We start from the raw sequence: 26,199 nt of genomic DNA, 5'->3' as shown, positions 1-26,199 counted from the left end.
TTTCCACCGCACTTTTTTTGACTTTTAAGTTAAACCGCCTCCGGATTTGGTATATCATATAGGGACTTATTTTTATCCACTGAGGCAATAATGGCGTCTAAAAACTCTCCTCCGGCAAAAGACCAAAACACCACCAATTTGAACATTCCACCTCATTCTATTGAAGCTGAACAAGCCGTGTTGGGCAGTATTTTATTGAACAACATGTATTGGGATGATGTGGCAGAAAATGTGGTGAAAGAGGATTTTTACCGCTTTGAACATCGTCTGATTTTTGAGGAAATGGAAAAGCTGATTGCCCAGCAATTGCCGGTGGATTTAATTACCTTAGAACAGGCACTAAAAAGTCGCGAAGTCATCGAACAGGTGGGCGGTTTTGCTTATTTGGCGGAGCTTTCCAATAACACGCCGAGTGCCGCCAACGTGGTGGCTTATGCCAATGTGGTGCGAGAAAAAGCAATCATGCGCGAGTTGATTTCCGTTGGGAACAAAATTGCGCAAAACAGCTATTCTCCGAAAGGGCAGGATGTGAAACATTTGCTGGATGAGGCGGAGCGAGAAGTTTTTGCCATTGCTGAGAAGCGCACATCTGGTACTGAAGGGCCACAAAATATCATTTCCATTCTGGAAAACACCATCAATAAAATCGAACAACTCAGCCAAATTAAAGATCATTCCGGCGTTACCGGTGTTTCCACCGGTTTCAAAGATTTAGATAAGAAAACGGCAGGCTTGCAAAAATCTGATTTGATTATTGTGGCGGCGCGTCCTTCCATGGGGAAAACCACCTTTGCCATGAACCTATGTGAAAATGCGGCGTTAGGCAGTGATAAACCGGTATTGGTGTTCAGTTTAGAGATGCCGGCGGAACAAATTATGATGCGTAGCTTGGCGTCACTTTCTCGTGTGGATCAAACGAAAATTCGTACCGGGCAGGGCTTGGATGACAACGATTGGGCAAAAATTTCCAGTACCATGGGGATGCTGGCTAAAAAACCGAATTTATTTATTGACGATTCTTCCGGTTTAACCCCAACGGAGCTACGTTCCCGTGCCAGACGGGTTTATCGTGAAAATAACGGCTTAAGTTTAATCATGGTGGACTACCTTCAATTAATGCGTGCGCCGGCTTTTTCTGAAAATCGTACCTTAGAAATTGCAGAAATTTCCCGTTCTTTGAAAGCGTTGGCAAAAGAATTAGAAGTGCCGGTGATCGCCCTGTCACAATTAAACCGTACCTTGGAAAACCGTCAGGATAAACGCCCGGTTAACTCAGACTTGCGGGAGTCAGGCTCTATTGAGCAGGATGCAGACTTGATTATGTTTATTTATCGCGACGAAGTGTATAACCGTGAGTCGGAAGAAAAAGGCATCGCGGAAATTATCATCGGTAAACAGCGTAACGGGCCGATTGGGCGTGTGAAATTGGCATTCCAAGGCAATTTTTCCCGTTTTGATAACTTAGCGGAACATCATCATTATGATGACGAATATTAGATAACAGAGTAAAAGAGATAAAAAATGCACATGAAACCTGCAACAGCGAAAATCAGTTCTGTTGCGTTAAAACACAATATTCAAACCATTAAACAAAAAGCCCCAAACAGTAAAATTATTGCGGTGGTAAAAGCCAATGCCTACGGACATGGTGTGGTGTTCGTCTCTTCTGCCGTCGAAAGTATGGTGGATTGCTTTGGCGTGGCGCGTTTAGAAGAAGCACTAAAATTACGCTCCAACGGCATCACCAAACCGATTTTGCTGTTAGAAGGTTTTTTCTCTTCCAAAGACCTACCTATTTTAGCCGTTAATAACATTCAAACTGTCGTGCATAGCCAAGAACAGTTAGAGACTCTTGAAGAAGCCCAAACGCCTAATCCGGTGAAAGTGTGGTTAAAAATTGATACAGGAATGCATCGTTTAGGCGTGCATTTGGACGAAGTGGACAACTTTTATCAAAAACTCAAATCGCTTCCGTGTGTTGATCCGAATATTGGCTTTGTGAGCCATTTTAGCCGTGCTGATGAGCTAGAGTGCGGTTACACAGAAAAACAATTAAGCCGCTTTTTACAGGCAACGGAAGGCAAAGCCGGTGAGCGGAGCATTTCTGCTTCCGGTGGTATTTTGTTCTGGCAGGACGCGCATTTAGACTGGATTCGTCCGGGCATCATTATGTACGGCATTTCACCGAATAATACTGCAGGAAAAGAATACGGTTTAACGCCGGTGATGAATTTAACCTCCTCCTTAATCGCCGTGCGCGAACATAAAAAGGGCGAGCCGGTGGGATACGGTGGTGTTTGGACAAGTGAAAAAGACACTAAAATCGGCGTGGTAGCTATTGGGTATGGTGATGGTTATCCGCGTGATGTGCCACAAGGGACACCGGTTTATCTGAATGGTCGCCGTGTGCCGATTGTGGGCAAGGTATCCATGGATATGTTAACCGTGGATCTGGGCGCAGACAGTCAAGACAAGGTCGGCGATGAAGTGATCTTGTGGGGGAAAGAATTACCGATTGAAGAAATCGCAGAAATTACGGGCGTTATCAGTTATGAATTAATCACCAAATTAACCCCGCGTGTATTAACCGAATACATTGATTAAATTTAGAGGAGTGCTTATGCAAAATATCAATCCAACCCAAACGAACGCATGGAAAGCGTTAACCCAACATCATGCGCAACGTAAGAATGCAACGATTCAAGATTTATTCGCGCAAGAAAAAGATCGTTTCGCCAACTATTCGTTAACCTTTAACAACGAGATTTTGGTGGATTTTTCCAAAAATAACCTGACGCAAGAAACCCTTGGTTTATTGCGTCAACTCACTGAAGAGTGTGGTTTAACGCAAGCCAAAGAAGCCATGTTCAACGGCGAAAAGATCAACCGTACGGAAAATCGTGCCGTATTACATACCGCACTTCGTAACCGTTCTAATACCCCGGTTTTAGTGGATGGCAAAGATGTGATGCCGGAAGTGAATGCGGTGCTCGCCAAAATGAAATCGTTCTGTGAACGCGTGATTTCCGGTGAATGGAAAGGTTATACCGACAAAGCCATTACCGATGTGATCAATATCGGTATCGGCGGTTCCGATCTTGGCCCTTACATGGTGACTGAAGCCTTGCGCCCGTATAAAAATCATTTAACCATGCATTTTGTTTCCAACGTGGACGGGACACACATTGCTGAAACGTTGAAAAAAGTGAATCCGGAAACCACTTTAATTTTAGTGGCCTCCAAAACGTTCACCACCCAAGAAACCATGACGAATGCCTTGTCTGCCCGTGATTGGTTCCTTGCCGCAGCAAAAGATCCTGCCCATGTAGCAAAACACTTTGCGGCGCTTTCGACCAATGCAAAAGCGGTCGCAGAATTCGGTATTGATACCAACAATATGTTTGAATTCTGGGATTGGGTAGGCGGTCGTTATTCTTTATGGTCTGCTATTGGTTTGTCTATTGCGCTTTCTATCGGCTTTGAAAACTTTGAAGCGTTATTAAGCGGTGCTCATGAAATGGATAAACATTTCCGCAATGCGCCGTTAGCACAAAATATTCCGACAACGCTGGCTTTAGTGGGCTTGTGGAACACCAACTTCTTGGGCGCACAAACGGAGGCGATTTTACCGTATGACCAATATTTACACCGTTTTGCCGCCTATTTCCAACAAGGCAATATGGAATCCAACGGTAAATATGTCGGCCGTGATGGCAAAGTGATCGACGGCTATCAAACCGGCCCAATTATTTGGGGTGAACCGGGCACGAACGGTCAGCACGCGTTCTATCAATTGATTCACCAAGGTACCACATTAATTCCTTGTGATTTCATTGCACCGGCGCAAAGCCATAATCCGTTGTCCGATCATCACAACAAATTGCTTTCCAACTTCTTTGCCCAAACCGAAGCGTTGGCATTTGGTAAAACCAAAGAACAAGTGGAAGCAGAATTCTTGAATGCAGGTAAAACCTTGGAAGATGTGAAAGACATCGTGCCGTTTAAAGTGTTTACCGGTAACAAACCGACCAATTCCATTTTGTTACAAAAAATCACACCATTTAGTTTAGGGGCGTTGATTGCCATGTACGAACACAAAATTTTCGTACAAGGTGTGTTGTTCAACATTTACAGCTTCGACCAATGGGGCGTGGAACTAGGCAAACAACTTGCCAACCGAATTCTGCCTGAATTAGTAAATAACGAGAAAGTGGAAAGCCACGATAGTTCAACCAACGGCTTGATTAACCAATTCAAAGCTTGGCGTTAATTCTGTCTGATTGGCAATGCTAATTAGCAATAAAGTGCGGTTATAAAAAACAGTGTTTTTTAACCGCACTTTGGCTTTTTCTTACTGCCAGAAAATGAATTTTATGCTAGAATCCGCGCACTCTTTTTTATTCATCTTACAAAGGAAATCACATGAAAATTTTAGAAGGTCATATCGCTGCACCAGAAGCGAAAGTTGCCGTTGTTATCGGACGCTTTAACAGTTTTATCAATGAAAGTCTTTTGGAAGGTGCTCTTGATGCGTTGAAACGTGTCGGTCAAGTAAAAGACGAAAATATCACTTTAGTTCGCGTACCGGGCGCGTATGAATTGCCATTAGTTGCGCGTCGTTTGGCGGAAAGCAAAAAATTTGATGCTATCGTGGCTTTAGGCACGGTGATTCGTGGCGGCACAGCGCATTTTGAATATGTGGCAGGCGAAGCCAGCAGCGGCTTAGGCAAAGTGGCGATGGAATCTGACATTCCGGTAGCATTCGGCGTATTAACCACTGAAAACATTGAACAAGCCATTGAACGTGCGGGCACCAAAGCGGGTAATAAAGGCGCGGAAGCCGCCTTGGTTGCGTTAGAAATGGTAAATCTTTTAAATCAAATTCAGGCAGCGTAAGTGACAATGACGGAACAAGTAAAGAAAATTTCTCCTCGTCGTCGTGCGCGTGAATGTGCCGTGCAAGCGTTATATTCTTGGGCTGTTTCACAAAATTCACCGGAAATCGTAGAACTCAATTTCATGACCGAACAGGACATGAAGGGCGTGGATACCCCGTATTTCCGCAAATTATTCCGCCAAACGGTGGAGAATGTTGAAACGGTGGAACGCATTATGCAAGGCTACTTAGATCGTGGTTTAGAGGAACTGGATCCAATCGAAAAGGCCATTTTGCGTTTAGCGGTGTATGAGCTGCAATTTGAGGCGGATGTGCCTTATAAAGTGGTGATCAACGAAGCGATCGAAGTTGCCAAAGTTTTTGGCGCAGATGAAAGCCACAAATACATCAACGGTGTGTTGGATAAAATCGCACCGGTTGTTCGACGTTAATCTTCATTGAGACAGGGAGGCACAATGACAGAGGGTGAATTTGATATTATTCAACGCTATTTTACCGCCTCTAAACGTGTGCCTCGCAAAGATGTCCTCCTTTCTGTCGGTGACGATTGTGCCGTCACCGAATTAAATCCTAATCAGCATCTTGCTATTACCACCGATACTATGGTGGAAAACATCCATTTCTTGCCGAATATTCGTCCTGCCGATTTGGCGTATAAAGCCGTTGCGTGTAATTTAAGTGATCTTGCCGCCATGGGCGCAGAGCCTGCTTGGATTTCATTAGCTTTAACCTTACCAAAAATTGATCATGATTGGTTGGCGGAATTCAGCGAAAGCTTTTTTGACATTCTCGATCATTACAACGTGGATTTAATCGGTGGAGACACAACCAAAGGCCCTTTAAGCGTCACTATTACGGCGCAAGGGATTATGGCGAAGAACAAATGCCTTTGTCGCCATCACGCCAAAGTGGGCGATTGGATCTATGTATCCGGCACCTTGGGCGATAGCGCTGCGGGCTTGTCTTTCTTGTTACAAGGCAAAAGTGCGGTCAATTCTGCGCAAGAATATTTAATTCGTCGCCATTTACATCCAACACCAAGAGTCCTACTCGGCATGGAACTGGCGATGACCGGTGTTGTGAATGCCGCCGTGGATATTTCTGACGGGTTCGTTGCTGATCTCGGGCATATTTTAACGCGCAGCCAATGCGGCGCGGTGGTTGAGTTGAACAAACTCCCACTTTCCCCTCAATTAATTGAGGAATTTGGCGCGGAACAAGCGGAACAATTTGCCTTATCGGGCGGTGAAGACTATGAATTATGTTTTACCGTACCGGACAGCTATAAAGCGAAATTGGAAAAAGCCTTGGCGCATCTTGGCATTTTTTATACCTGTGTCGGACAAATTCGCCATGCCGGCAAAAAGCGCATTCAATTTCAACGTAACGGCCAACCGGTTGACATCGTGACCAGTGGCGGTTTCGATCATTTTAAATAGGTCTTTCATTATGGCAGCACCACAAAATCCCCTTGAACGGGTGACGTTGCGCAATCCTATTCATTTTCTCGCACTGGGTTTGGGTTCCGGTTTATTGCATCCGGCGCCCGGCACGTGGGGTAGTTTGGTGGGGGTGATTGTTGGCGCATTATTACTGCCTTGGCTGGGTGCAAAAACATTTTTTATATTGACCGCACTTTGTTTCTTTCTTGGCATTTGGTTATGCGAATGCACTAGCCACGACATGGGCGTGCATGATCATGGCAGCATTGTGTGGGATGAAATTGTCGCCGTTTTCTTGGTGCTGTTGGTGGTGCCGGAAGTGTCTTTATTTTGGTGCGCCGTTGCTTTCGTGACCTTCCGCCTGTTTGATATTTTAAAACCTTACCCGATCCGCTATTTCGATGAAAAACTCACCAACGGCTTCGGCATTATGGTGGATGATATTTTGGCGGCAGGTTATAGCATTCTCGTCATTCTCGCCTTAGCGCATTTTATCTAGCAAATCATGTTACATTTAATGTTCGTTCATTTAATGGGGTTGCTTTCGCCTGGGCCTGATTTCTTTTATGTCAGCCGAGCTGCGGCAATACATTCTCGGCGAACGGCAATCTATGGTGTGATTGGCATCACGATTGGCGTGACCATTTGGGCGACGGCTGCAGTGTTAGGTTTGGCGATTGTGTTCAAAACGATGCCGGCGTTGCAAGGTATTGTGATGGCATTGGGCGGTAGCTATTTGTTTTATCTGGGTGTGAAAATGGCTCGGGTCACAACCAATGCGGTATTTGATGAAAGCAATTTGATACAAAACACAGCGTCTAAAAATGAAATCATCAAAGGCCTGCTGGTGAATTTATCCAACGCCAAAGTGGTGATTTATTTCAGCATCGTGATGTCTTTTGTCCTCGTCAACATCACTGAAACGCGGCAAATGTTGACCGCACTTTTGATTATCACGATAGAAACCTTTGTTTATTTCTATGTGATTTCCCTCTTATTTTCACGCCCCTTTGCAAAACGTTTTTATAGCCGATATAGTCGCTATATAGATAACGCTTCAGGCGTGATTTTTATTCTGTTCGGCGCCTACTTAATTTACAGTGGTGCGTTGAAAATCATGAGTTAGTTTAAATCGGAGAAGATTATGGCTTTAAGAATTGCAATCGTAGGCGCCGGCGGACGCATGGGGCGCCAGTTGATTCAAGCAGTACAGAACGCAGAAGGCGTGGTATTAGGCGCGGTATTTGAACGTAAAGGTTCCTCATTGGTGGGGGCTGATGCCGGTGAGTTGATGGGGATTGGTCATTTAGGCATTCAGGTGGGCGATGATTTAAACGCCGCCAAAGAACAATTTGATGTGCTGATTGATTTCACCCGTCCGGAAGGCACCTTGGCTCATTTGGCATTTTGTGTGGCGAATCAAAAAAATATCATTATTGGCACGACGGGCTTTGATGATGCAGGTAAAGCAGCGATTAAAGCCGCTTCGGAGCATATTGGTGTTGTGTTTGCCTCTAACTTCAGTGTGGGCGTGAATCTGGTGTTTAAATTATTAGAAAAAGCCGCCAAAGTGATGGGCGATTATTGTGACATTGAAATCATTGAAGCGCATCATCGTCACAAAGTGGACGCGCCGTCCGGCACCGCGCTTTCCATGGGCGAACACATTGCCAAAACGTTGGGGCGTGATTTGAAAACCCACGGCGTATTCTGCCGTGACGGCATTATCGGTGAACGTAAACGGGATGAAATTGGTTTTTCTACGATTCGCGCTTCTGATGTGGTTGGCGAACATAGCGTTTGGTTTGCCGACATCGGCGAACGCGTTGAAATTGCCCACAAAGCTTCCAGCCGTATGACCTTTGCTAACGGCGCCGTGCGTGCGGCGAAATGGCTTGAGGGAAAAGACAAGGGCTTGTTTGATATGACGGATGTGTTGGATTTGAATAATCTATAAAAGTAGGGGTGAGTAAACGCCCCTTTTTGTATCCGAAATTGATCATCATTTCAGCTTCATCGATCAAAGTGCGGTTATTTTTCACCGTGTTTTTACAACTCAATCTCCAAATCCTCTTCCACCCGACAACAACATAATAAAATCTCGTCTTGTTGTAAAAAGGCTAACGGTGTTTCTGCGTAGGACACTTTGCCTTTTTTTATTTTTACTCGGCAAGAACCACAATAGCCACTACGACATTGGTATTCATGGTGAATGCCATGTTGCTCCAAGCGATTGAGGAGCGGGATTTGATTATCGTGTTCGATGGTTTGACGGCTGTGTAATAAATGAATTTTCATGATCATTAAAATAAAAAAAGAGCAGTTAGAAAACTGCTCTAAATAGCATTGGGCGTATTGTAATCGAAATTAGATCCACACGAAATATGCCATGCCGCCAATTATTCCGATACAGAAAAGGTTGAGAATAAAGCCGACTTTTGCCATATCTACTTGTTTGACATGGCCTGTTGCGAACACGATAGCATTCGGCGGCGTGGCGATTGGCAACATAAAGGCACAACTTGCACCGCAGGCGATGATGGCGGCAAGAGCGATTGATGGCAAGTTTAGGGTTTGCGCCACTGAAATCACAATCGGCATGATCAATGCTGCGCTGGCGGTGTTAGAGGTGAATTCTGTGAGGAAGATGATGAACGCGCTGACAACGAAACAAAGCACCCACAGCGGTTTTTCATTGGTAAATTGCACAATGGTATCTGCCATGATTTTACTGGCACCGGAGTCTTTCATCACGATACTCAAGGTTAAACCACCGCCGAAAAGCATTAACACGCCCCATTCCACACGTTCTTGAATTTCTTTCCATTTGGCTACACCGGTCACGCCGATAATCACCACGACGGTTAAAGCGATAATACTATCAAAGCTATCAATTTTTTTCTCTAAGCCCAGTAAACCGGAGAACCACGGGTTGATTAGCGAACTAAACAGAAGCAGTAATGCCATTACGCTGAAGATAATGAGAGTGATGATGTTCTTTTTCGTGAAAGAGACTTTTTCAAGAGAAGGGGCAAATTCAACATGAAAGTTGGGACGTAAAATGACCCAAAGGGCAAATAACATGGAAGGTAGCAACAACAGCATTACCGGGAAGCCATAGCCTAACCACTCGGTGAAAGTCACTTGAATTTGAGAGGCCAAGATGGCATTCGGTGCGCTACCGACTAAAGTGCCAATGCCGCCAATACTGGCACAGAACGCCATGCCTAATAAGGTAAAGGCATACAGGCGATAATTTTTTTCTGCATTCAACCCTTTTAACATCCCGATGGTAAGTGGCAACATCATTGCCGCGACAGCCGTGTTGTTGATCCACATGGATAAAAAGGTGGTGACCCCAAATAAATACGCCACGGAAAGTTTTAAATTGCCTTTGGCGAGTCGCACGATGTAATTCGCGATAATTTTATCCAGTTGCTGAATTTGTAATACTGCCGCGATAACAAAGCCGCCGAAGAACATATAAATAATCGGCGTAGCAAAAGGCGCAAGGGCTTTCTGTGTATTAATGAGCCCCAAACCAATGGCAAGAATAGGCACCATAAGCGAGGTTACCGTAATATTAAAGGCTTCCGTTAACCACAAAATACCGATGAACGTCAGCAAGGCTAAGCCGCGGTTTTCCTTTGGTGAGAAGGGCAACGTGTTGATTAGCACCAACATCAAGATAAAATCCAAAACAAGAATAATCAGGCTTTTATATTTAGCGAAGAAAGGGATTTGTGTTTGCATAATAAATGTCCTCCATGGCTGCTATTTATTAGCATTGTTTTAATAAACTAGAAACATTTTTTTAACAAAATTGTGAAGGCTATCAAATATATTTTGTGAAGAAGAAAGAGATAAAAGTGCGGTGATTTTTATGAAAGGATTACATGCTTGTTTTACTGAGTAGAGGAGACAATCATTGAGAAATAAAAAAGTGCGGTAGATTTTACTGGCGTTTAAAAACACCCGAAAAATCCACCGCACTTTTAGCGACACCAAAGATTACAGATCGAAATCGTCGAAATCTTTTGTGTCCACTTTGGAGTCAATTTGACCTACAAGATAAGAACTCACTTCCACTTCTTGCGGCGCCACTTGTACGTTGTCGGAAACCAACCAGGCGTTGATCCATGGAATCGGGTTGGAACGCGCTTGGAACGGCAATGGCAAGCCTACCGCCTGCATACGGATATTGGTGATGTATTCCACGTATTGCACCAAAATGTCTCTGTTCAAGCCGATCATGGAGCCGTCTTTGAACAAATAATCCGCCCAGTCTTTTTCTTGTTCTGCTGCCGCTAAGAATAAATCGTAAGCTTCTTGTTTACATTCTTCGGCAATCTCTGCCATCTCCGGATCGTCTTGACCTGCCGCCATAATGTTTAAAATATGCTGCGTACCGGTTAAGTGCAATGCTTCATCACGAGCGATGAATTTAATGATTTTCGCATTGCCTTCCATTAATTGACGTTCTGCAAAGGCAAAAGAGCACGCGAAAGACACATAGAAACGAATGGCTTCAAGCGCGTTCACGCTCATTAAGCAAAGGTAAAGTTGTTTTTTCAAATTACGTAAGGTAACGACACATTCTTTGCCATCCACGGTGTAAGTGCCTTCGCTGTACAGGCTGTAAAGTTGGCTGTCGCGGATTAAATCGTCGTAGTAAGAAGAAATATCGCGCGCCCGTTTGATAATTTCTTCGTTGGTCACGATGTCGTCAAACACGATAGACGGATCGTTCACAATGTTACGGATAATGTGCGTGTAAGAACGGGAGTGGATGGTTTCGGAGAACGTCCACGTCTCGATCCAGGTTTCCAATTCCGGAATAGACACCAACGGTAACAACGCCACGTTCGGGCTGCGGCCTTGAATAGAATCTAATAAAGTTTGATATTTTAAGTTACTGATGAAAATGTGTTTTTCATGCTCAGGCAACGCCGCATAGTCGATACGGTCTTGCGACACATCCACTTCTTCCGGACGCCAGAAGAAGGAAAGTTGTTTTTCAATGAGCTTTTCAAAGGTCTCATATTTTTGTTGATCGTAACGGGCAACGTTAACGTTTTGACCAAAGAACATTGGTTCTTTTAACTGGTCGTTTTTGTTTTGTGAGAAAGTGGTGTATGCCATTTTTGTTTCTCCTTTAATCTTAAGAGTAAAGTGCGGTCAGTTTTTAAAATGTTTTTTCATGCTGGCGCAAGCGTCTTCGCTTGTGCCTTTAGTTTATTTACTTAACACAAGCGTGGACGCTTGCGCTATCAGTCAGTTTATTTGGGATATGCTATTTTTAATCTCTCTTTATGAAGCGAAAACATTTATATTGATATAAGTGATCATCAGTAGACCAAGCGGTGTGTATTTCTGACGGATATTCTTCCCATAATTCACCAGTCGAATTTAACTTACTTAGAAATTGATATTTCTTTTCCTCTATAGCATTCAGGGCTTCTTCAGTAAATTTACATAAATTGAAAGGAACTCCAAAACATACATCTTGGTATTTTTCTCCACTTTCATTTTTTTTAATCCCAGAAGTTTTTACAAGCACGTTCATAATTATGTCTCCTATATAGCGTTTAAATCTTACACGCCCCACCAGCACAGCCATCATCTAAATCTTCTTGGCTGTCTTCAGCACCATCACGGGTGTTTTGGTAGTAGAGGGTTTTTAAGCCGTATTTGTAAGCGGTTAACAGATCTTTTAACAACACTTTCATCGGTACTTTGCCGTCTTCAAAACGTTTCGGATCGTAGTTGGTGTTGGCGGAGATGGCTTGGTCTACGAATTTTTGCATGATACCGACCAAGTGCAAGTAGCCATCGTTGCCTGGGATGTCCCAAAGTAATTCGTAGTTTTCACCCAAGTTTTCATAATCCGGCACCACTTGTTTCAAAATACCGTCTTTCGAGGCTTTGACGCTCACATGGCCGCGTGGCGGTTCGATACCGTTGGTGGCGTTGGAAATCTGAGAAGAGGTTTCCGACGGCATTAAGGCGGTGAGGGTAGAGTTGCGCAAGCCGAATTCTTTAATGTCGCGGCGTAGGCTTTCCCAGTCGTAATGCAACGGCTCTGAGGTTAAGCTGTCGATGTCTTTTTTGTATGTATCGATTGGCAAAATACCTTGTGCGTAAGTGGTTTCGTGGAAGTATTCACACGCGCCTTGCTCTTTCGCCAAGTTCATGGAGGCTTTCAATAAATAATATTGAATGGCTTCGAAAGTGCGGTGGGTTAAATCGTTGGCGCTGCCGTCAGAATAACGCACGCCGTGTTTCGCCAAGTAGTACGCATAGTTGATGACGCCGATACCTAAAGAACGACGGGCTAGGGAACTGCGTTTTGCCGCAATCACCGGATAATCTTGGTAATCTAATAAAGCATCCAATGCGCGTACCGCAAGATCCGCCAGATTGTCGAGCTCGTCTAAGTTTTCCAATTTGCCTAAGTTAAAGGCGGAGAGGGTACAAAGAGCGATTTCGCCTTGTTCATCGTTAATGTGGCTTAGCGGTTTGGTTGGTAAAGCGATTTCCAAACAAAGATTAGATTGACGCACCGGTGCCACTTTCGGATCGAACGGTGAGTGAGTGTTGCAGTGATCCACGTTGTGAATGTAAATACGACCGGTGGACGCACGTTCTTGCATTAATAAAGAGAACAATTCCACGGATTTTACGGTACGTTTACGAATGGACGGATCCTGCTCGTATTGCACGTAAAGTTCTTCAAACTTGTCTTGATCCGCAAAGAACGCTTCATAAAGTCCCGGTACGTCGGACGGGCTGAATAGGGTAATGTCGCCGCCTTTGATTAAGCGTTGATACATTAATTTATTGAGCTGTACGCCGTAGTCCATGTGACGCACGCGGTTGTCTTCCACACCACGGTTGTTTTTCAACACCAACAGGCTTTCTACTTCTAAGTGCCAAATCGGGTAATACACGGTTGCCGCACCGCCACGCACGCCACCTTGAGAACAAGATTTCACGGCAGTTTGGAAATATTTATAGAACGGAATACAACCGGTATGGAACGCTTCGCCGCCACGAATTGGGCTACCTAGCGCACGAATCGCACCGGCATTCACACCGATACCAGCACGTTGAGAAACGTATTTCACGATGGCAGAGGCGGTGGCGTTAATGGAATCTAAGCTGTCGCCACACTCGATCAACACACAAGAGCTGAATTGGCGGGTTGGGGTACGTACGCCTGCCATGATTGGGGTTGGCAAGGAGATTTTGAAGGTAGAAGTCGCATCGTAGAAACGACGGATATAATCCAAACGGGTTTCTTGCGGGTATTTAGAGAACAGACTTGCCGCCACTAATAAATAGAGGAATTGTGCAGATTCGTAGATCTCTCCGGTTACGCGGTTTTGGACTAGATATTTGCCTTCTAATTGTTTCACTGCCGCATAAGAGAAGGTCATGTCGCGCCAATGGTCGATAAAACCGTCCATTTCATCCCATTCTTCACGGGTGTAATCATCCAATAAGGCATGATCGTATTTGCCCATGCGCACGAGTTTTTTCACATGATCGTATAAACGCGGCGGATCGAAATGGCCGTAAGCCTTTTTACGCAAATGGAACACCGCAAGGCGTGCGGCAAGGTATTGATAATCCGGAGAATCTTTGCTGATTAAGTCCGCAGCTGCTTTGATAATGGTTTCGTGAATATCGGAAGTACGAATACCTTCATAAAACTGAATGTGAGAACGCAATTCCACTTGTGAGACGGACACATTATCCAGTCCTTCTGCCGCCCATGTAATCACGCGGTGGATTTTATCGAGGTTAATCGGCTCTAGTGTGCCGTCACGTTTGGTGACCATTAATGCCTTGTTCATGGAAGATGCTACTCCTTAGATATATACCCAAAACACAACATGTAGTTGCAAGTCAAAAAATTGGGCACAAGATAATGTGTTGAGATAAAGAATTCAAGCGATATATTTTTTTATCTCTTAGTTGACATTAAATAACTGGTTATAAATAAAGATGATTTTTCTATGGGCGGAAATAGGCCTTTATTAAAATTTGTGCGCGAGATCAAATTTTGAATTAAAAACGGATCCGAGGATGTTTTTGGGGATCAAAAGTGCGGTCTTTTTTCCCAACAAATTTTAAACCACAACGACAAGTTCATCGTTTTTGTTTACAGGTGATTGGTTGTACCTGTATTTACAAGGCTTTCATTGGCGTAAAAATTAAACGCAATCGATTTCGATTTTTCATGTAATGACATATAATCTCAGCCTTTCATTATGTCTGTTTAAGAGAGTGTTCAAATGCAAAAATGGTTTAAACACAGTTTAGGTTTGGTGTGTCTTTCGTCTTTATTTTTTAGCCAACAGGTGGCGGCGGAAGGGCGTTTGACCGTGTATTGCACGGTGCAAAATGCCTTGTGTGAAAAAGTGACGACGCAGTTCGGGGAAAAATATGATGTGAAAACTGAATTTGTACACGGGGGCACGGAAACCATTTTTGGCAAGATCAAAGCGGAGAAAGACAATCCCCAGGCAGATTTTTGGTATGGCGGTACCATTGAGCCGCATTTCCAAGCAGGCGAGTTGGGTTTGTTAGAAGCCTACCGTTCGCCAAAACAAGCGGAAATTTTACCGCAGTTTAAATCACTCATGGCGCAAAAGGGGGATTTCACTTCCGTGGCATACATGTTGGTGTTGGGCTTTGGTGTGAATACACAAAAATTGGCACAACTGGGTTTGCCCGCGCCACAAAGCTGGGAAGATTTGCTCAAACCGGAATATAAAGGTGAAATTCAACTGCCGGATCCGCGCGCTTCCGGCACGACCTATACCATCATGGCAACCTTGATTCAGCTTTGGGGCGAAGAAAAAGCCTTTGATTATTTGAAAAAGCTCAATGAAAACGTGTCGCAATATGTGAAAAGTAATCTGGTGACGGCGAATTTATCCCGTGGTGAAAGTGCGGTGAGTGTCGGTTTTGTGCATGCGTATGCCACCGAAAAAGAAAAAGGCGCGCCGGTGGAAACGGTGATCCCACAAGGTAAAACCGGTTATGCGTTGGGCGGTGCAAGTATTATTAAAGGCGCACGCAACCTCGATAATGCCAAACTTTTTATGGATTTTGTGTTGTCGAAAGAGGTGCAGGAAATGCCATGGCGTGATTTCGGTTTATATCAAATCCCGACGAATGCCAATGCGGAATCTTCACCAAAATCCGTTGATCCGAAAAAATTAGATTTTGTTGAATTTGATTTTGTGAAATTTGGTTCTAAAGACGAAGGCAAGCGATTAATTAATAAGTGGCTGGCTGATATCAAATTATCGAAATAATCCTACCTATGCTCGGCACCCTATGCTGTGCCGAGCAAGATCTTATGCTGATGTATCCATGCTAAAACACTGCTTTCATCACCCCATCATTTGGATTTTGCTCGCTTTTCTGGCATTTGCTTGTTTGCCGGTGCGCGCCTTGGATTACGGCCTTTTCGGGGCAAGCGCCAAAGAATATTTTGCTGCGATAGGATGGGCGCAAGTCAATATCAGTTGGTTGTGGTTTGCCTCGCTACTGATATTTCCTTTACTTCAGCGATACGCTGATTCTCGCCACTCGACAAAAATAACCGTTATTTTGACCGCACTTTTGAGCTTCTTCATTTGGTTCTCCGCGGAAGCTTATGCTTTTCGCTTCGGTTATGCGGTGATTTTCCTGTTTATTGCCATAGGCGCCATATTCGTCAATGCCTTGGCGCGGTTAGGTTTTTTACGGGGAGATCGTTTTTTATTGGCGGTCGCCACAGGCCTTGCCGTGTTGGTGATCGGCTTTATTTTTTATCCGATCACCGAATTATTTACGATCTTTTTTACCGGCGAATCCGGTGAGTTTGGCAATGTTTTTACGTTATTAAACCATCTCGGCTTGTGGAAAGTCATTGGTAATTCCTTGGCGGTATCGTCTGTGGTCGGCGTATGTTCTGTTATGTTTGCTCTTGTTTTGGCGTTGTACACCACAAGAATTGCCAAACGCAGTTTGTTTATCAGCAAGATCTTTTCCTTATTGCCGATGGTAACGCCGCCTTTTGTCGTGAGCCTAGGCGTGATGTTGATGTTTGGGCGCTCAGGCTATGCCACTCAATTTCTCGGGCAACATTTCGGCGTGAACTCGAATTGGCTTTATGGTTTTAACGGTATTCTTATTTCCCATACCTTAGCCTTAACGCCCATGGCATTTATGTTGTTGGAAGGGGCATTAAAAAATCTTTCACCGAAATTGGAAGAAGCCGCCGTGATGCTCGGCGCAAATCGTTGGCAGAGTTTTTGCTTTATCGTGTTGCCGTTATTGAAACCGGCACTAGCCAATGCTTTTTTAATTGTCATGGTGCAATCCTTGGCGGATTTTAGCTCGCCTTTTGTGTTAGGTGGTAATTTTGACGTGTTGGCAACGCAAATTTATTTTTACATTGTGGGGGCACAAAACGATTATTTCTCCGCAAGTGCCTTGGGGATTATTTTGTTAAGCATTTCCCTCGGGATTTTCTGGCTGCAATATCATTTTATCGGGCGTAAAAATTACGTTACGCTCTCGGGCAAAGGGTTTGAAGGTCGAAATACGCCGTTATCTTTCGGTTTAAAGATTACCGTTGTAAGTATTTTTGCTGCCTGGGTTGGTTTCAATGCTTTATTGTATGGCAGTATTTTTTATGGCAGCGTGATGCAGAACTGGGGTGTTAATCACACCTTTACTTTACAACACTACATCACGCTATTCGGACAAGGCTGGAAGAACGGTGCGATTCCGTCTTTAGTGCAAACCGTCTTGTTCGCTGTGATTGCCGCGCCTTTTACGGCAGTGAGTGGCTTTTTGTTGGCTTATTTCTTTTCTCGTCATCGTTTCTTCGGACAAAAACACATTGAATTTCTCACGCTACTCAGTTTTGCCGTGCCGGGAACGGTTGCCGGGGTGTCTTACATCCTTGCGTTCAATAATGTCCCGCTCTATTTAACCGGCACAGGGGCGATTATTGTGCTTTCGATGGTGACTCGCAATATGCCTATTGGTTTGCGTGCCGCGTTAGTGAATTTTAAACAATTAGATCCGGCATTGGATGAAGCTGCCTATTCTTTAAAAGCCAGTGCATTTCAGACGTTACGTTTTATTACCTTACCTTTATTGAAGCCCGCTTTATTGTCTGCCTTGGTGACCAGTTTTGTACGAGCTATGACGACCATTAGCGCGATTATTTTCTTAGTTACACCAAGCACCCGCGTGGCAACGTCGTTTATTTTAAATCGGGTAGAAGATGGCGATTACGGTTTAGCCGTGGCCTATGGCGCCAGTTTAATTGTGATTATGATGCTGGTTATCGGCTTATTTGGTCGATGGGTCGGTGAGACAAAATTAGGACGATAACATGACACAACATATTGAATTAAAACAGGTTTATAAAGCTTTTGGCGCAACGAAAGTATTGCAAGATTTCAATCTTTCTTTTGAAAAAGGCAAATTTACGACCTTATTGGGTGCATCAGGCTGTGGCAAAACCACCATTCTGCGCCTCATTGCCGGATTAGAAGATCTCGATCAAGGGCAAATTTTATGTGACGGAAAAGACATCAGTCGGTTACCGCCACAACAGCGAGGCGTCGGCATTGTATTTCAATCCTATGCGCTTTTCCCGCATTTAACCGTCGAGGAAAATGTGGCGTTCGGTTTGAAAATGCAGGAAACCCATTCCTCCGACATCGCCGAAAAAGTCAGTCAAGCATTAAAAATGGTGGAACTCGAGGGATTTGAACATCGTCGCATCGAACAACTTTCCGGTGGACAACAACAACGTATCGCCTTGGCGAGGGCGTTGGTAATTGCGCCACAAATTTTATTATTTGATGAGCCATTAAGTAATTTGGATACCAATTTGCGCCGTACCATGCGAGAGATGATTCGCCATTTACAACAGAAATTGGGCATTACCGTGCTCTATGTGACCCACGATCAAACAGAAGCCTTTGCTATTTCCGATGCAGTCGTGGTGATAAACCAAGGAAAAGTCGAACAGATTGGCTTGCCGAATACGCTCTATCATCATCCAACCTCTCGTTTTACGGCAAACTTCATGGGGGAAGTGTCTTTCTTTCCGGTGACGGTAAAAAACGGAAACTATGTTTTGGCAGAAAATCCCTTGTCGATTGAATCGAATGAGCTACCACAGGATGGAAATTATTTACTCGGTATTCGCCCGGAAGGCGTGTTATTAGAGTTAACAGGCGAACCTGCAGAACGTTGTGATGTGCAATCGGCGATTTATATGGGAAATTATTGGGAAATTCAGGTGCAATGGCATGGTTTGCCATTATTGGTGCATTTAAATCCTAATGATTACATACCAAATCAGCCCGAGTATTTTGTTAAGTTACGTCCGATTGGTTGGTTTGTGCTGCCTGTAGAGGAATAGGAAAGACGGAAAGTGCGGTGGGTTTTACCGTGTTTTTCGCCCTGTGTTAGACGAACAGGGCAGGGCGAGGGTTTTCGCGTGCCGGAATGAACAGAAATACGCGTTATTCTTTCCAAATAATATGATATTGGCGATCTTCTTCGCGGTGAGAAATTAAAAACTTGGCAAAAATATCATCCATTTCGTCTTGTTCATTTACTAACCCAATCCAGACTTCGGCATATTCTTCCGGATCAATTAACACGCCAATTTCTTCTTCCCAGTTATCAGCGGTTTCGACAAACTCCACAGCACCACGTTCTTCAAATTGCAGATTAAATAACAGAATATCGGCAGGATCGAGATTTTCCGGTGCCATTTCAAGAAAAATATCATAGGCAATATCAATTGCCGTATCGGGATCCAGTTTTTTGAATTCGCTCATTTGTGTATTCCATGCAAGTAAATTGGGGGCTCATCATAGCATAATTGTTGGGGAAAGTGCGGTCGGTTTTTGTGGTGTTTTAAATGTGAAGAAAAGGGGCTTTTTTGAGCCCCTTTTTTATTTGTTTATGCCATTTTTTTTCACCGATTTGCGAACCACCAATTCAGGGTGGATTTCAATTTTTTCTTTCTGATCGGATTTATGGTTAATGCGTTCAAATAATAAATTCACCGCTTGCACACCTAAACGAGACTTAGATTGGTGCACGGTTGTCAGTGGCGGTGAATAAAAACGCGAGGCATGAATGTTGTCATAACCGATAATGGAAATGTCTTCCGGTACACGTAAGCCTTTTTCGCCAATCGCAGAAATTGCGCCCAACGCCATGACGTCATTACAACAAAATACGGCGGTTGGTAAGTTATCTTGGCTTAAAATTTTATTCATGCACTCATAGCCGTCTTCCGGTTCAAAAAAGCCTTCCACCACCCAGTTCGGATTAACGGTTAAACCGGCTTCTTTCATTGCATGGATAAAGCCTTCATAACGGGTTTTAGCGGTTATTTTGGTGAGTTCACCGGCAATAATACCGATGTGTTTATGGCCGTTTTCAATGAGATGTTTGGTGGCTAAATAACCACCATCAAAGCTGTTATCTTGGATGATGTCAGTGTGTACGTTCGGGCCCCAATCCATCACGACCATCGGGATATTTTCAAAGGAATGGAGTAGGTTTAAGGAATCCGGAAAATATTCGGAACACATAACCAAAATGCCATCTACGCGTTTTTTCGCTAGCATTTCCAAATGGTTTTTGATTTTTTCCGCATTATTTTGCGTGTTACACAGAAACAATGAATAACCTTGGCGATAGCAATGTTCTTCCACCGCATGAATGATTTCCGCAAAATAAGGTGCTTCACTGGTGGTGACGATCATGCCGATAGATTTGGTGGTATTCACTTTAAGGCTACGCGCCACCGCACTTGGGGAATAATTAAGATCTTTGATGGCTTGTAAAACCAAACTTTCGGTTTCTTGTGCCACAAAGCGGGTTTTATTGATTACGTGCGACACCGTGGTGGTGGATACGCCTGCCATTTTGGCAACATCTTTGATGGTAGCCATAACTTTCTCCCTAAATAATTTTGGCTATTATAAAGAGGTAAGTGCTTTTGGTTAAGGGCATAACACCGAATTTTTATTAATCTGTCGCCTTTTTCATATTTGGTTGGCTTTTTGTGTGAATTTTTTGGTAAAATGCGGTTTCTTTTAACATAAAGACAAAAAAGAGGTGAATCATGGGGACTTTCGGTTATGCAATGATGACGGTTGCGCTTTCTCTTAGCGTGATTCTTGTTTTAGCGTTTTCCATTTTCTAATGAAAAACACATCAAAAAGAAACCGCACTTTAAAACTAAGTGCGGTTTCTTTTTAGAACCTTTCTTCTGTCTTTCCTGCTAATCCATCACGAATTTTATGTTCAAAAAAGGCGTAGTCCACCAAAAAGGCATCATGACCATAGTCTGAGCTGAATTCATAATAATTTAAATTCACACCATTTTCTTCCAAGAGCTGTTTGCTTTTGCGTAATTCCGGCAATTTGAACAGCTGATCGTTATCCACTGAAACTAGCGTGTAGCGTGCTTGAATGCGAGAAAGTGCGGTTTTTAAGTCGGCATAACCAAGGCTTGGATCATATAAATCCAACGCGCGTAGTAAATGCAGGTAGCTATTGGCATCGAAGCGCGCAAGAAATTTCTGTCCTTGGTAGCTCAAATAAGATTCCACTTGGAAATAGTCACCCTGCAAATTGCCTTCTGCTTTGGTTGCGCGACCGAAAGCTTTGGTCAGCTGAACATCCGTACGATAGGTGAGCATGCCAAGCATACGCGCTAACGCTAATCCTTTATCCGGTTTTGCACCGTCGTAATAATCGCCGTTATTGAAGTTTGGGTCACTGATAACCGCTTGGCGCATAACGTGATTAAATCCGATGGCTTCTGCGCTAAAAGATAGAGAAGAGCATAAATTCACAACGTTGGAAACAAAATTAGGGTAATCAATCGCCCATTGATTGGCTTGCATTCCGCCGAAAGAACCACCAATGATGGCGTGCAAATGCGGAATAGCCAGTGAGTCTAATAAGGCTTTTTGCACTTTTACAATATCTTGTACGACGACGGTAGGAAATTGGCTGCCGTATGGACGACCGGTTTGCGGATTCATTGAAGAAGGACCGGTTGTGCCTTTGCAACCACCAAGCACATTGGAACAAATAAAGAAATAGCGCGAAGTATCTAATGCCAATCCGTCACCCATGAAGTTTTGCCACCAACCTTGTTGGTTTGCCTCTTGAGCAAAGTAAGGTTCTGCATCCCCGGTAAGGGCATGGCAAATTAACACGGCATTGCTTTTATCCGCATTCAATACACCGTAAGTTTGATAGGCGACATCAATATGTTCCAGTTGACCGCCTAACGTAAGCTGTAAAGGTTGATGGGTAAAAACGGTGGTCTTTTTTATTGTCATTGCAAAATCCGGCGCAATTTCTCTTGTTATCAGTAAAGGTGAGTAACGTTACATCCTGCGACTATCCCTTGTCAAGAAATTTTAGACGTCTAAACATCCGGAAGTTTTTAAGGCTATAAATAACGAAATTCCACTTGAATTCAACGCTTTTTTTCATTATGTTGAGTAACAATTTTTTCTGATAACACAGCCAATGAAATTGAATTTAAAAGAAAAGTTACAAGCATTTTTTATGTTAACACACATGAAACGGCTTTCCCGTTACATGGCGTTATTTATGGCTTTTTTTGCGATTTTGTTGGTGATTGTTGATCAGACCATTGGATACTATGTGCGTAATGACATCTACTACGACATCGAAAAAGTACCAAATCGTCCTTATGGATTGGTGCTTGGCACGTCAAAGTATTTCTCTGATAACACTCTGAATCTCTTTTATTACAATCGCTTATTGACGGCTCAACGTTTGTTTGAAAAAAGAAAAGTAGATTATTTATTGTTAAGTGGTGATAACCGTACGTTGCAATACAATGAACCGCGAACCATGTTAAAAGATTTGAAAAAAATGGGCGTGCCACAAGAGTTTATTTATCTGGATTTCGCCGGTTTTCGCACGTTGGATTCCGTGGTTCGTGCCGATCAAGTGTTTAAAGCGCATTCTCTTACAATCATTTCTCAAAAATTCCACTGCGAACGAGCCTTGTTTATTGCGAAATTCCACAATATTGATGCCATTTGTTTTGTTGCTGATTATCCACAAGGTTACACAAAAGTGCGAGTACGAGAATTTTTTGCCCGCTTGCAGGCTGTGTGGGATTTATTAATGGAAAGGGAACCGCACTTTTTGGGGGCGCCGGAACCTTTGCCCCCACCAGTGACGATTCCCGATGTGACGGATGCTAACAGTGGTACTTAATCACTTTACGACTTAAAGGCGTGCTATTTACTGTTGTTTTATGTTTTTTCGAAATGGCATTAAACGCCAAGTTCAATAGTGATTGCGATATTTTATCGTAATCTTGCACGCTACAAATCACCGGATTCTCTAATAATTCCAACATTTCAAAATGACCAAAGGTTGCAATCGTTAAGTGATGAGGCACATGGCCAAAACGTTGTAATAATACCAACATCACGCCTTCTAATAGCGTAAATGAAGTGGTAAAAATGGTTGTCGGCAACTCCTCTTGTTCTGATAACCATTGTGCAAACGTATTTGTCGCATTGTTTTTATGAAATTTATCTGTATATAAATAATCAACTTTTACCGCTCTATCTTTCAGTGCTTTGCGAAAACCCTGCTTACGTTCCTTGCTGGTAGGTAGTTCAGGCAATGCCCCAAAGAACAACACTTGTTGTTGATTTGGTAACTTGAGAAATTCCTCGGCTAAGCGGTATGCATCGCCTTCATCATCAGTTAACACATTCATCACGTTCGGTGATTGAATACGGCGATCAAAACCAATAATTGGTACATCGGCATTTTGATAAAAATCCGTGTCATAGGGCAGAGCTGAAGAGACAATCAACGCATCAATTTGACGTTGTAATAAATGTCTTACGCAATTTTGTTCATTCTCAATGTGATCATTCGAACAAGAAATTAACAGCTGATATCCTTTTTCCCGCAAACGGTTTTCTAATTTGTTCGCGATTTTGGCGTAACTGATATTTTCAAAATCCGGAATAATTAAACCGATGGTTTTGCTTTTTCCCACCCGCAGGCTTGCTGCCATAGCATTGGGTTTGAAATCATATTGTTTAATCAGCGCCTGCACTTTGGCTATCGTGCTATCGCTTACGCGATATTGTTTAGCTTTTCCATTCACAACGTAGCTCACCGTTGTGCAAGAAACGCCCGCCAACTTGGCGATTTCATCTAATTTCACATTAACTCCTTAAAATGTCAGAAATAGATCGTAGATTGATTAAATTGCACAAATTTTGTATGTAACTACACAAATTATAGCATCTCATTTTATTAAAAATGGTACGCATATCACAAAATTGTTTATATGTTCAAAATATGTTGGGATTGGTTGGAAATAAGCTTATCAAACTGTTAAGTGGGATTTGCTTTGCTCTTGCGTATTTAAAAAATTAAATAAAAAGTGCGGTCAAAATTTACAACGAATTTTGACCGCACTTGATGCTTCTTTATCGACTACAAATAGCCCTTTTCGCCACGCGGTAAACTCACCAAACCGGAGCGGACGATTTCGATGACAACGGCTTCTTCTTTTAGAGTGCTCACGAAGGCGTCCAGTTTGTCTTTGGTGCCGGTGAGTTGGATGATGTAAGACTTCGTGGTGACGTCTACAATTTGTGCACGGAAAATATCCGTCAAACGTTTCAGTTCTTCTCTCGCTGCACCTTGTGCACGTACTTTAATTAACATCACTTCACGCTCAACGTGTTCACAGTCGCTCAAATTAATCACTTTGAACACGTCCACCAATTTGTGCAATTGCTTTTCAATTTGTTCTAACACTTGTTCATCGCCGTAGGTTTCGATAGTCATACGGGATAATGTCGGATCGTCTGTTGGTGCTACGGTAAGGCTTTCAATATTGAAAGCACGTTGTGAGAATAAGGCGACGACACGGGATAACGCGCCTGATTCATTTTCGAGTAATACTGATAAAATTCTACGCATTATGCATTCTCCGGTTTAGTCAAAATCATTTCATTCATAGCGCCGCCACGCACTTGCATTGGGTAAACGTGTTCGTTGGCATCAACGTTGACGTCAACAAAGACCAGTTTATTTTTAATGCTGAACGCTTGTTTGAGTTTTTCTTCCAGTTCTTCCGGTTTGGCGATTTGAATACCTACATGATCGTAGGCTTCTGCTAATTTCACAAAATCCGGCAACGAATTCATGTAAGTTTGCGAATGGCGGCCGGAATAAATTAAATCCTGCCATTGTTTCACCATGCCGAGGAAATGGTTGTTCAAACAAATGACGACGATAGGAATATCATACTGTTTGGCGGTAGAAAGCTCTTGAATGTTCATTTGAATGCTGCCGTCACCGGTAATACAAACTACCATCGCTTTCGGATCGGCAAGTTTTACACCAAGCGCAGCAGGCAAGCCGAACCCCATGGTGCCGAGCCCTCCCGAGTTGATCCAACGACGTGGTTTGTCGAACGGATAGTGTAAGGCGGCGAACATTTGGTGTTGTCCTACATCAGATGCCACATAGGCATTCCCCTTGGTTAGGCGATAAATCGTTTCAAGCACTTGCTGTGGTTTGATAACGCCACTGTTGCGATCGAAATCGAGGCATTTTTCTGCTTTCCATTGTTCGATTTCTTTCCACCAATCAGTTAAATCAGATTGGGATTTAGCAAGATTTTCATCTTCCAATAACGATAAAAATTCCTCTAATACGCTTTCTGCGCTGCCTACAATGGGAATCGCCACCAGTACGGTTTTGGAAATGGAGGTGGGATCCACATCCACATGAATCACTTTCGCATTCGGGCAATATTTCGCGAGATTATTGGTGGTGCGATCGTCAAAGCGAACGCCGATACCTAAAATCAAGTCACTGTTATGCATGGCGGTGTTGGCTTCATAAGTGCCGTGCATACCGAGCATACCAAGGAATTGTTTATCCGTGCCCGGGAAAGCACCTAAGCCCATAAGAGAAGAGGTGACCGGCAAATTTAACTGCTTAGCAAAACGTGTTAAGGCATCGTGACAGTTGGCCGAAATTACACCACCGCCCACGAAAAGTACCGGTTTTTTTGCCACCAATAAGGCTTTTAATGCTTTTTTGATTTGCCCTTTGTGACCTTGTACCGTTGGACTGTAAGAACGCAAAGTGACTTCTTCCGGATAAGTGTAGGCAAATTTGTTCAACGGATTGAGTATGTCTTTCGGTAAATCAATCACGACTGGACCTGGACGACCGGTAGAGGCAATATAAAAGGCTTTCTTAATGATGGTCGGAATGTCTTCCGGGTTTTTAACTAAAAAACTGTGTTTTACGACCGGACGGGAAATCCCCACCATGTCGCATTCTTGGAAGGCATCACTACCAATTAACCCCGATGGTACTTGTCCGGAAAGCACCACTAACGGAATAGAATCCGCATATGCGGTAGCAATGCCGGTAATAGCATTGGTGGCACCAGGGCCGGAGGTAACTAAAACACAGCCTACCTTGCCCGTGGCACGTGCATAGCCGTCTGCCATATGAACTGCCGCTTGTTCGTGACGCACTAAAATATGTTCAATACCGCCTAGGGTATGAATGGCGTCATAGATGTCTAAAACTGCCCCACCCGGATAACCAAATAAAAATTCAACACCTTGATCACGCAAGGATTGAACGACCATTTCTGCTCCCGATAATTTTTTCATTTTCACCTCTTAATATGTTGTCTTAAAAACACTGATTTTTTTGACCGCACTTTTACATGGGCAATGTAAATGTGGGTACTTT

At 43.5% G+C, this 26,199-nt stretch carries 24 protein-coding genes; 13 read left to right on the top strand and 11 right to left on the bottom strand.

Translation table 11 applies throughout. The annotated features are described in order from the left end of the window. The first annotated feature begins 90 nt into the window (after nucleotides 1-90). The 9 genes from DK415_RS03470 (at nucleotide 91) to dapB (ending at nucleotide 8,296) form a co-directional block, all read left to right on the top strand. Complete coding sequence (locus DK415_RS03470) at nucleotides 91-1,497, top strand: replicative DNA helicase (protein WP_109432479.1); 1,407 nt, start codon at nucleotides 91-93, stop codon at nucleotides 1,495-1,497. A gap of 24 nt (nucleotides 1,498-1,521) precedes the next feature. Then, nucleotides 1,522-2,604 (top strand): alanine racemase, encoded by a 1,083-nt coding sequence (gene alr, locus DK415_RS03465; protein ID WP_109432478.1) that lies wholly within the window; start codon nucleotides 1,522-1,524, stop codon nucleotides 2,602-2,604. A 16-nt stretch (nucleotides 2,605-2,620) separates the two neighbouring features. Beyond that, on the top strand, nucleotides 2,621-4,270 hold the full coding sequence (pgi, locus tag DK415_RS03460) for a glucose-6-phosphate isomerase (RefSeq protein WP_109432477.1): 1,650 nt from the start codon (nucleotides 2,621-2,623) through the stop codon (nucleotides 4,268-4,270). 152 nt (nucleotides 4,271-4,422) lie between these two features. Then, nucleotides 4,423-4,896, top strand: coding sequence for a 6,7-dimethyl-8-ribityllumazine synthase (gene ribH, locus DK415_RS03455; protein WP_006718423.1), 474 nt, complete (start codon nucleotides 4,423-4,425; stop codon nucleotides 4,894-4,896). A 6-nt stretch (nucleotides 4,897-4,902) separates the two neighbouring features. Further along, nucleotides 4,903-5,328, top strand: coding sequence for a transcription antitermination factor NusB (gene nusB, locus DK415_RS03450; protein WP_048750566.1), 426 nt, complete (start codon nucleotides 4,903-4,905; stop codon nucleotides 5,326-5,328). A 24-nt stretch (nucleotides 5,329-5,352) separates the two neighbouring features. Beyond that, entirely contained in the window at nucleotides 5,353-6,336 is a 984-nt protein-coding gene (thiL, locus tag DK415_RS03445; protein WP_109432476.1) for a thiamine-phosphate kinase, read from the top strand. A gap of 10 nt (nucleotides 6,337-6,346) precedes the next feature. After that, a complete protein-coding gene (locus tag DK415_RS03440) occupies nucleotides 6,347-6,838 on the top strand; it encodes a phosphatidylglycerophosphatase A family protein (protein WP_109432475.1) in 492 nt (163 codons plus the stop codon). 6 nt (nucleotides 6,839-6,844) lie between these two features. Beyond that, nucleotides 6,845-7,465, top strand: coding sequence for a LysE family transporter (locus DK415_RS03435; RefSeq protein ID WP_109432474.1), 621 nt, complete (start codon nucleotides 6,845-6,847; stop codon nucleotides 7,463-7,465). Nucleotides 7,466-7,483: 18 nt separating this feature from the next. After that, a complete protein-coding gene (gene dapB, locus DK415_RS03430) occupies nucleotides 7,484-8,296 on the top strand; it encodes a 4-hydroxy-tetrahydrodipicolinate reductase (protein ID WP_109432473.1) in 813 nt (270 codons plus the stop codon). 92 nt (nucleotides 8,297-8,388) lie between these two features. Here dapB and yfaE read toward each other — a convergent pair whose 3' ends face one another. The 5 genes from yfaE to nrdA form a co-directional block, all read right to left on the bottom strand. After that, nucleotides 8,389-8,637 carry a class I ribonucleotide reductase maintenance protein YfaE gene (yfaE, locus tag DK415_RS03425; RefSeq protein WP_005703065.1) on the bottom strand — a complete coding sequence of 83 codons (249 nt, stop codon included), beginning with the start codon at nucleotides 8,635-8,637 and terminating at the stop codon, nucleotides 8,389-8,391. 69 nt (nucleotides 8,638-8,706) lie between these two features. Next, nucleotides 8,707-10,092, bottom strand: a complete 1,386-nt coding sequence (locus DK415_RS03420) for an SLC13 family permease (RefSeq protein ID WP_109432472.1) — start codon at nucleotides 10,090-10,092, stop codon at nucleotides 8,707-8,709. A gap of 258 nt (nucleotides 10,093-10,350) precedes the next feature. Further along, on the bottom strand, nucleotides 10,351-11,481 hold the full coding sequence (gene nrdB / locus DK415_RS03410; protein ID WP_109432470.1) for a class Ia ribonucleoside-diphosphate reductase subunit beta: 1,131 nt from the start codon (nucleotides 11,479-11,481) through the stop codon (nucleotides 10,351-10,353). A gap of 157 nt (nucleotides 11,482-11,638) precedes the next feature. Further along, nucleotides 11,639-11,962 carry a hypothetical protein gene (locus DK415_RS03405; protein ID WP_162540460.1) on the bottom strand — a complete coding sequence of 108 codons (324 nt, stop codon included), beginning with the start codon at nucleotides 11,960-11,962 and terminating at the stop codon, nucleotides 11,639-11,641. Next, nucleotides 11,928-14,198, bottom strand: coding sequence for a class 1a ribonucleoside-diphosphate reductase subunit alpha (gene nrdA, locus DK415_RS03400; RefSeq protein WP_109432468.1), 2,271 nt, complete (start codon nucleotides 14,196-14,198; stop codon nucleotides 11,928-11,930). Before nrdA ends, DK415_RS03405 begins: the two co-directional genes overlap by 35 nt. Before the next feature lie 441 nt (nucleotides 14,199-14,639). Here nrdA and DK415_RS03395 point away from each other — a divergent pair, with 441 nt between their 5' ends. From DK415_RS03395 to DK415_RS03385, 3 genes are read left to right on the top strand one after another with little or no spacing between them, the layout of a single operon-like run. Further along, on the top strand, nucleotides 14,640-15,668 hold the full coding sequence (locus DK415_RS03395) for an ABC transporter substrate-binding protein (protein WP_109432467.1): 1,029 nt from the start codon (nucleotides 14,640-14,642) through the stop codon (nucleotides 15,666-15,668). Between the two features lie 58 nt (nucleotides 15,669-15,726). Further along, nucleotides 15,727-17,745, top strand: coding sequence for an ABC transporter permease (locus DK415_RS03390; protein WP_109432466.1), 2,019 nt, complete (start codon nucleotides 15,727-15,729; stop codon nucleotides 17,743-17,745). A 1-nt stretch (nucleotide 17,746) separates the two neighbouring features. Further along, entirely contained in the window at nucleotides 17,747-18,787 is a 1,041-nt protein-coding gene (locus DK415_RS03385) for an ATP-binding cassette domain-containing protein (RefSeq protein ID WP_109432465.1), read from the top strand. A 103-nt stretch (nucleotides 18,788-18,890) separates the two neighbouring features. Here the strand turns inward: DK415_RS03385 and DK415_RS03380 are convergent, their stop codons facing one another. The 3 genes from DK415_RS03380 to metX all read right to left on the bottom strand — a co-directional run bounded on the left by DK415_RS03380 (nucleotide 18,891) and on the right by metX (nucleotide 21,743). Beyond that, nucleotides 18,891-19,211 carry an HI1450 family dsDNA-mimic protein gene (locus DK415_RS03380; protein WP_032997890.1) on the bottom strand — a complete coding sequence of 107 codons (321 nt, stop codon included), beginning with the start codon at nucleotides 19,209-19,211 and terminating at the stop codon, nucleotides 18,891-18,893. Nucleotides 19,212-19,328: 117 nt separating this feature from the next. After that, nucleotides 19,329-20,339: an HTH-type transcriptional repressor PurR gene (gene purR, locus DK415_RS03375; protein WP_109432464.1), complete on the bottom strand. Its 1,011-nt coding sequence runs from the start codon at nucleotides 20,337-20,339 to the stop codon at nucleotides 19,329-19,331. Nucleotides 20,340-20,645: 306 nt separating this feature from the next. After that, the gene (gene metX / locus DK415_RS03370; RefSeq protein ID WP_109432463.1) at nucleotides 20,646-21,743 is read right to left on the bottom strand and encodes a homoserine O-acetyltransferase MetX; all 1,098 of its coding nucleotides are present in this window, start codon (nucleotides 21,741-21,743) and stop codon (nucleotides 20,646-20,648) included. A gap of 193 nt (nucleotides 21,744-21,936) precedes the next feature. On the opposite strand from metX, the gene DK415_RS03365 reads away from it, so the two are divergent. Then, a complete protein-coding gene (locus DK415_RS03365; protein WP_109432462.1) occupies nucleotides 21,937-22,659 on the top strand; it encodes a SanA/YdcF family protein in 723 nt (240 codons plus the stop codon). Here the strand turns inward: DK415_RS03365 and cra are convergent. The 3 genes from cra to DK415_RS03350 all read right to left on the bottom strand — a co-directional run bounded on the left by cra (nucleotide 22,643) and on the right by DK415_RS03350 (nucleotide 26,117). Next, nucleotides 22,643-23,632 carry a catabolite repressor/activator gene (cra, locus tag DK415_RS03360; RefSeq protein ID WP_109432461.1) on the bottom strand — a complete coding sequence of 330 codons (990 nt, stop codon included), beginning with the start codon at nucleotides 23,630-23,632 and terminating at the stop codon, nucleotides 22,643-22,645. The two genes, DK415_RS03365 and cra, sit on opposite strands and share 17 nt — an antisense overlap. A 275-nt stretch (nucleotides 23,633-23,907) precedes the next feature. Then, on the bottom strand, nucleotides 23,908-24,399 hold the full coding sequence (gene ilvN, locus DK415_RS03355; protein ID WP_109432460.1) for an acetolactate synthase small subunit: 492 nt from the start codon (nucleotides 24,397-24,399) through the stop codon (nucleotides 23,908-23,910). Next, nucleotides 24,399-26,117, bottom strand: coding sequence for an acetolactate synthase 3 large subunit (locus tag DK415_RS03350; protein ID WP_109432459.1), 1,719 nt, complete (start codon nucleotides 26,115-26,117; stop codon nucleotides 24,399-24,401). Before DK415_RS03350 ends, ilvN begins: the two co-directional genes overlap by 1 nt. Nucleotides 26,118-26,199 lie beyond the last annotated feature (82 nt).

The sequence above is a fragment of the Aggregatibacter segnis genome, assembly GCF_003130075.1.
In the GTDB taxonomy this organism is placed as follows: Bacteria; Pseudomonadota; Gammaproteobacteria; order Enterobacterales; family Pasteurellaceae; genus Aggregatibacter; species Aggregatibacter segnis_A.
This window is presented reverse-complemented; position numbering and strand designations above follow the sequence as displayed.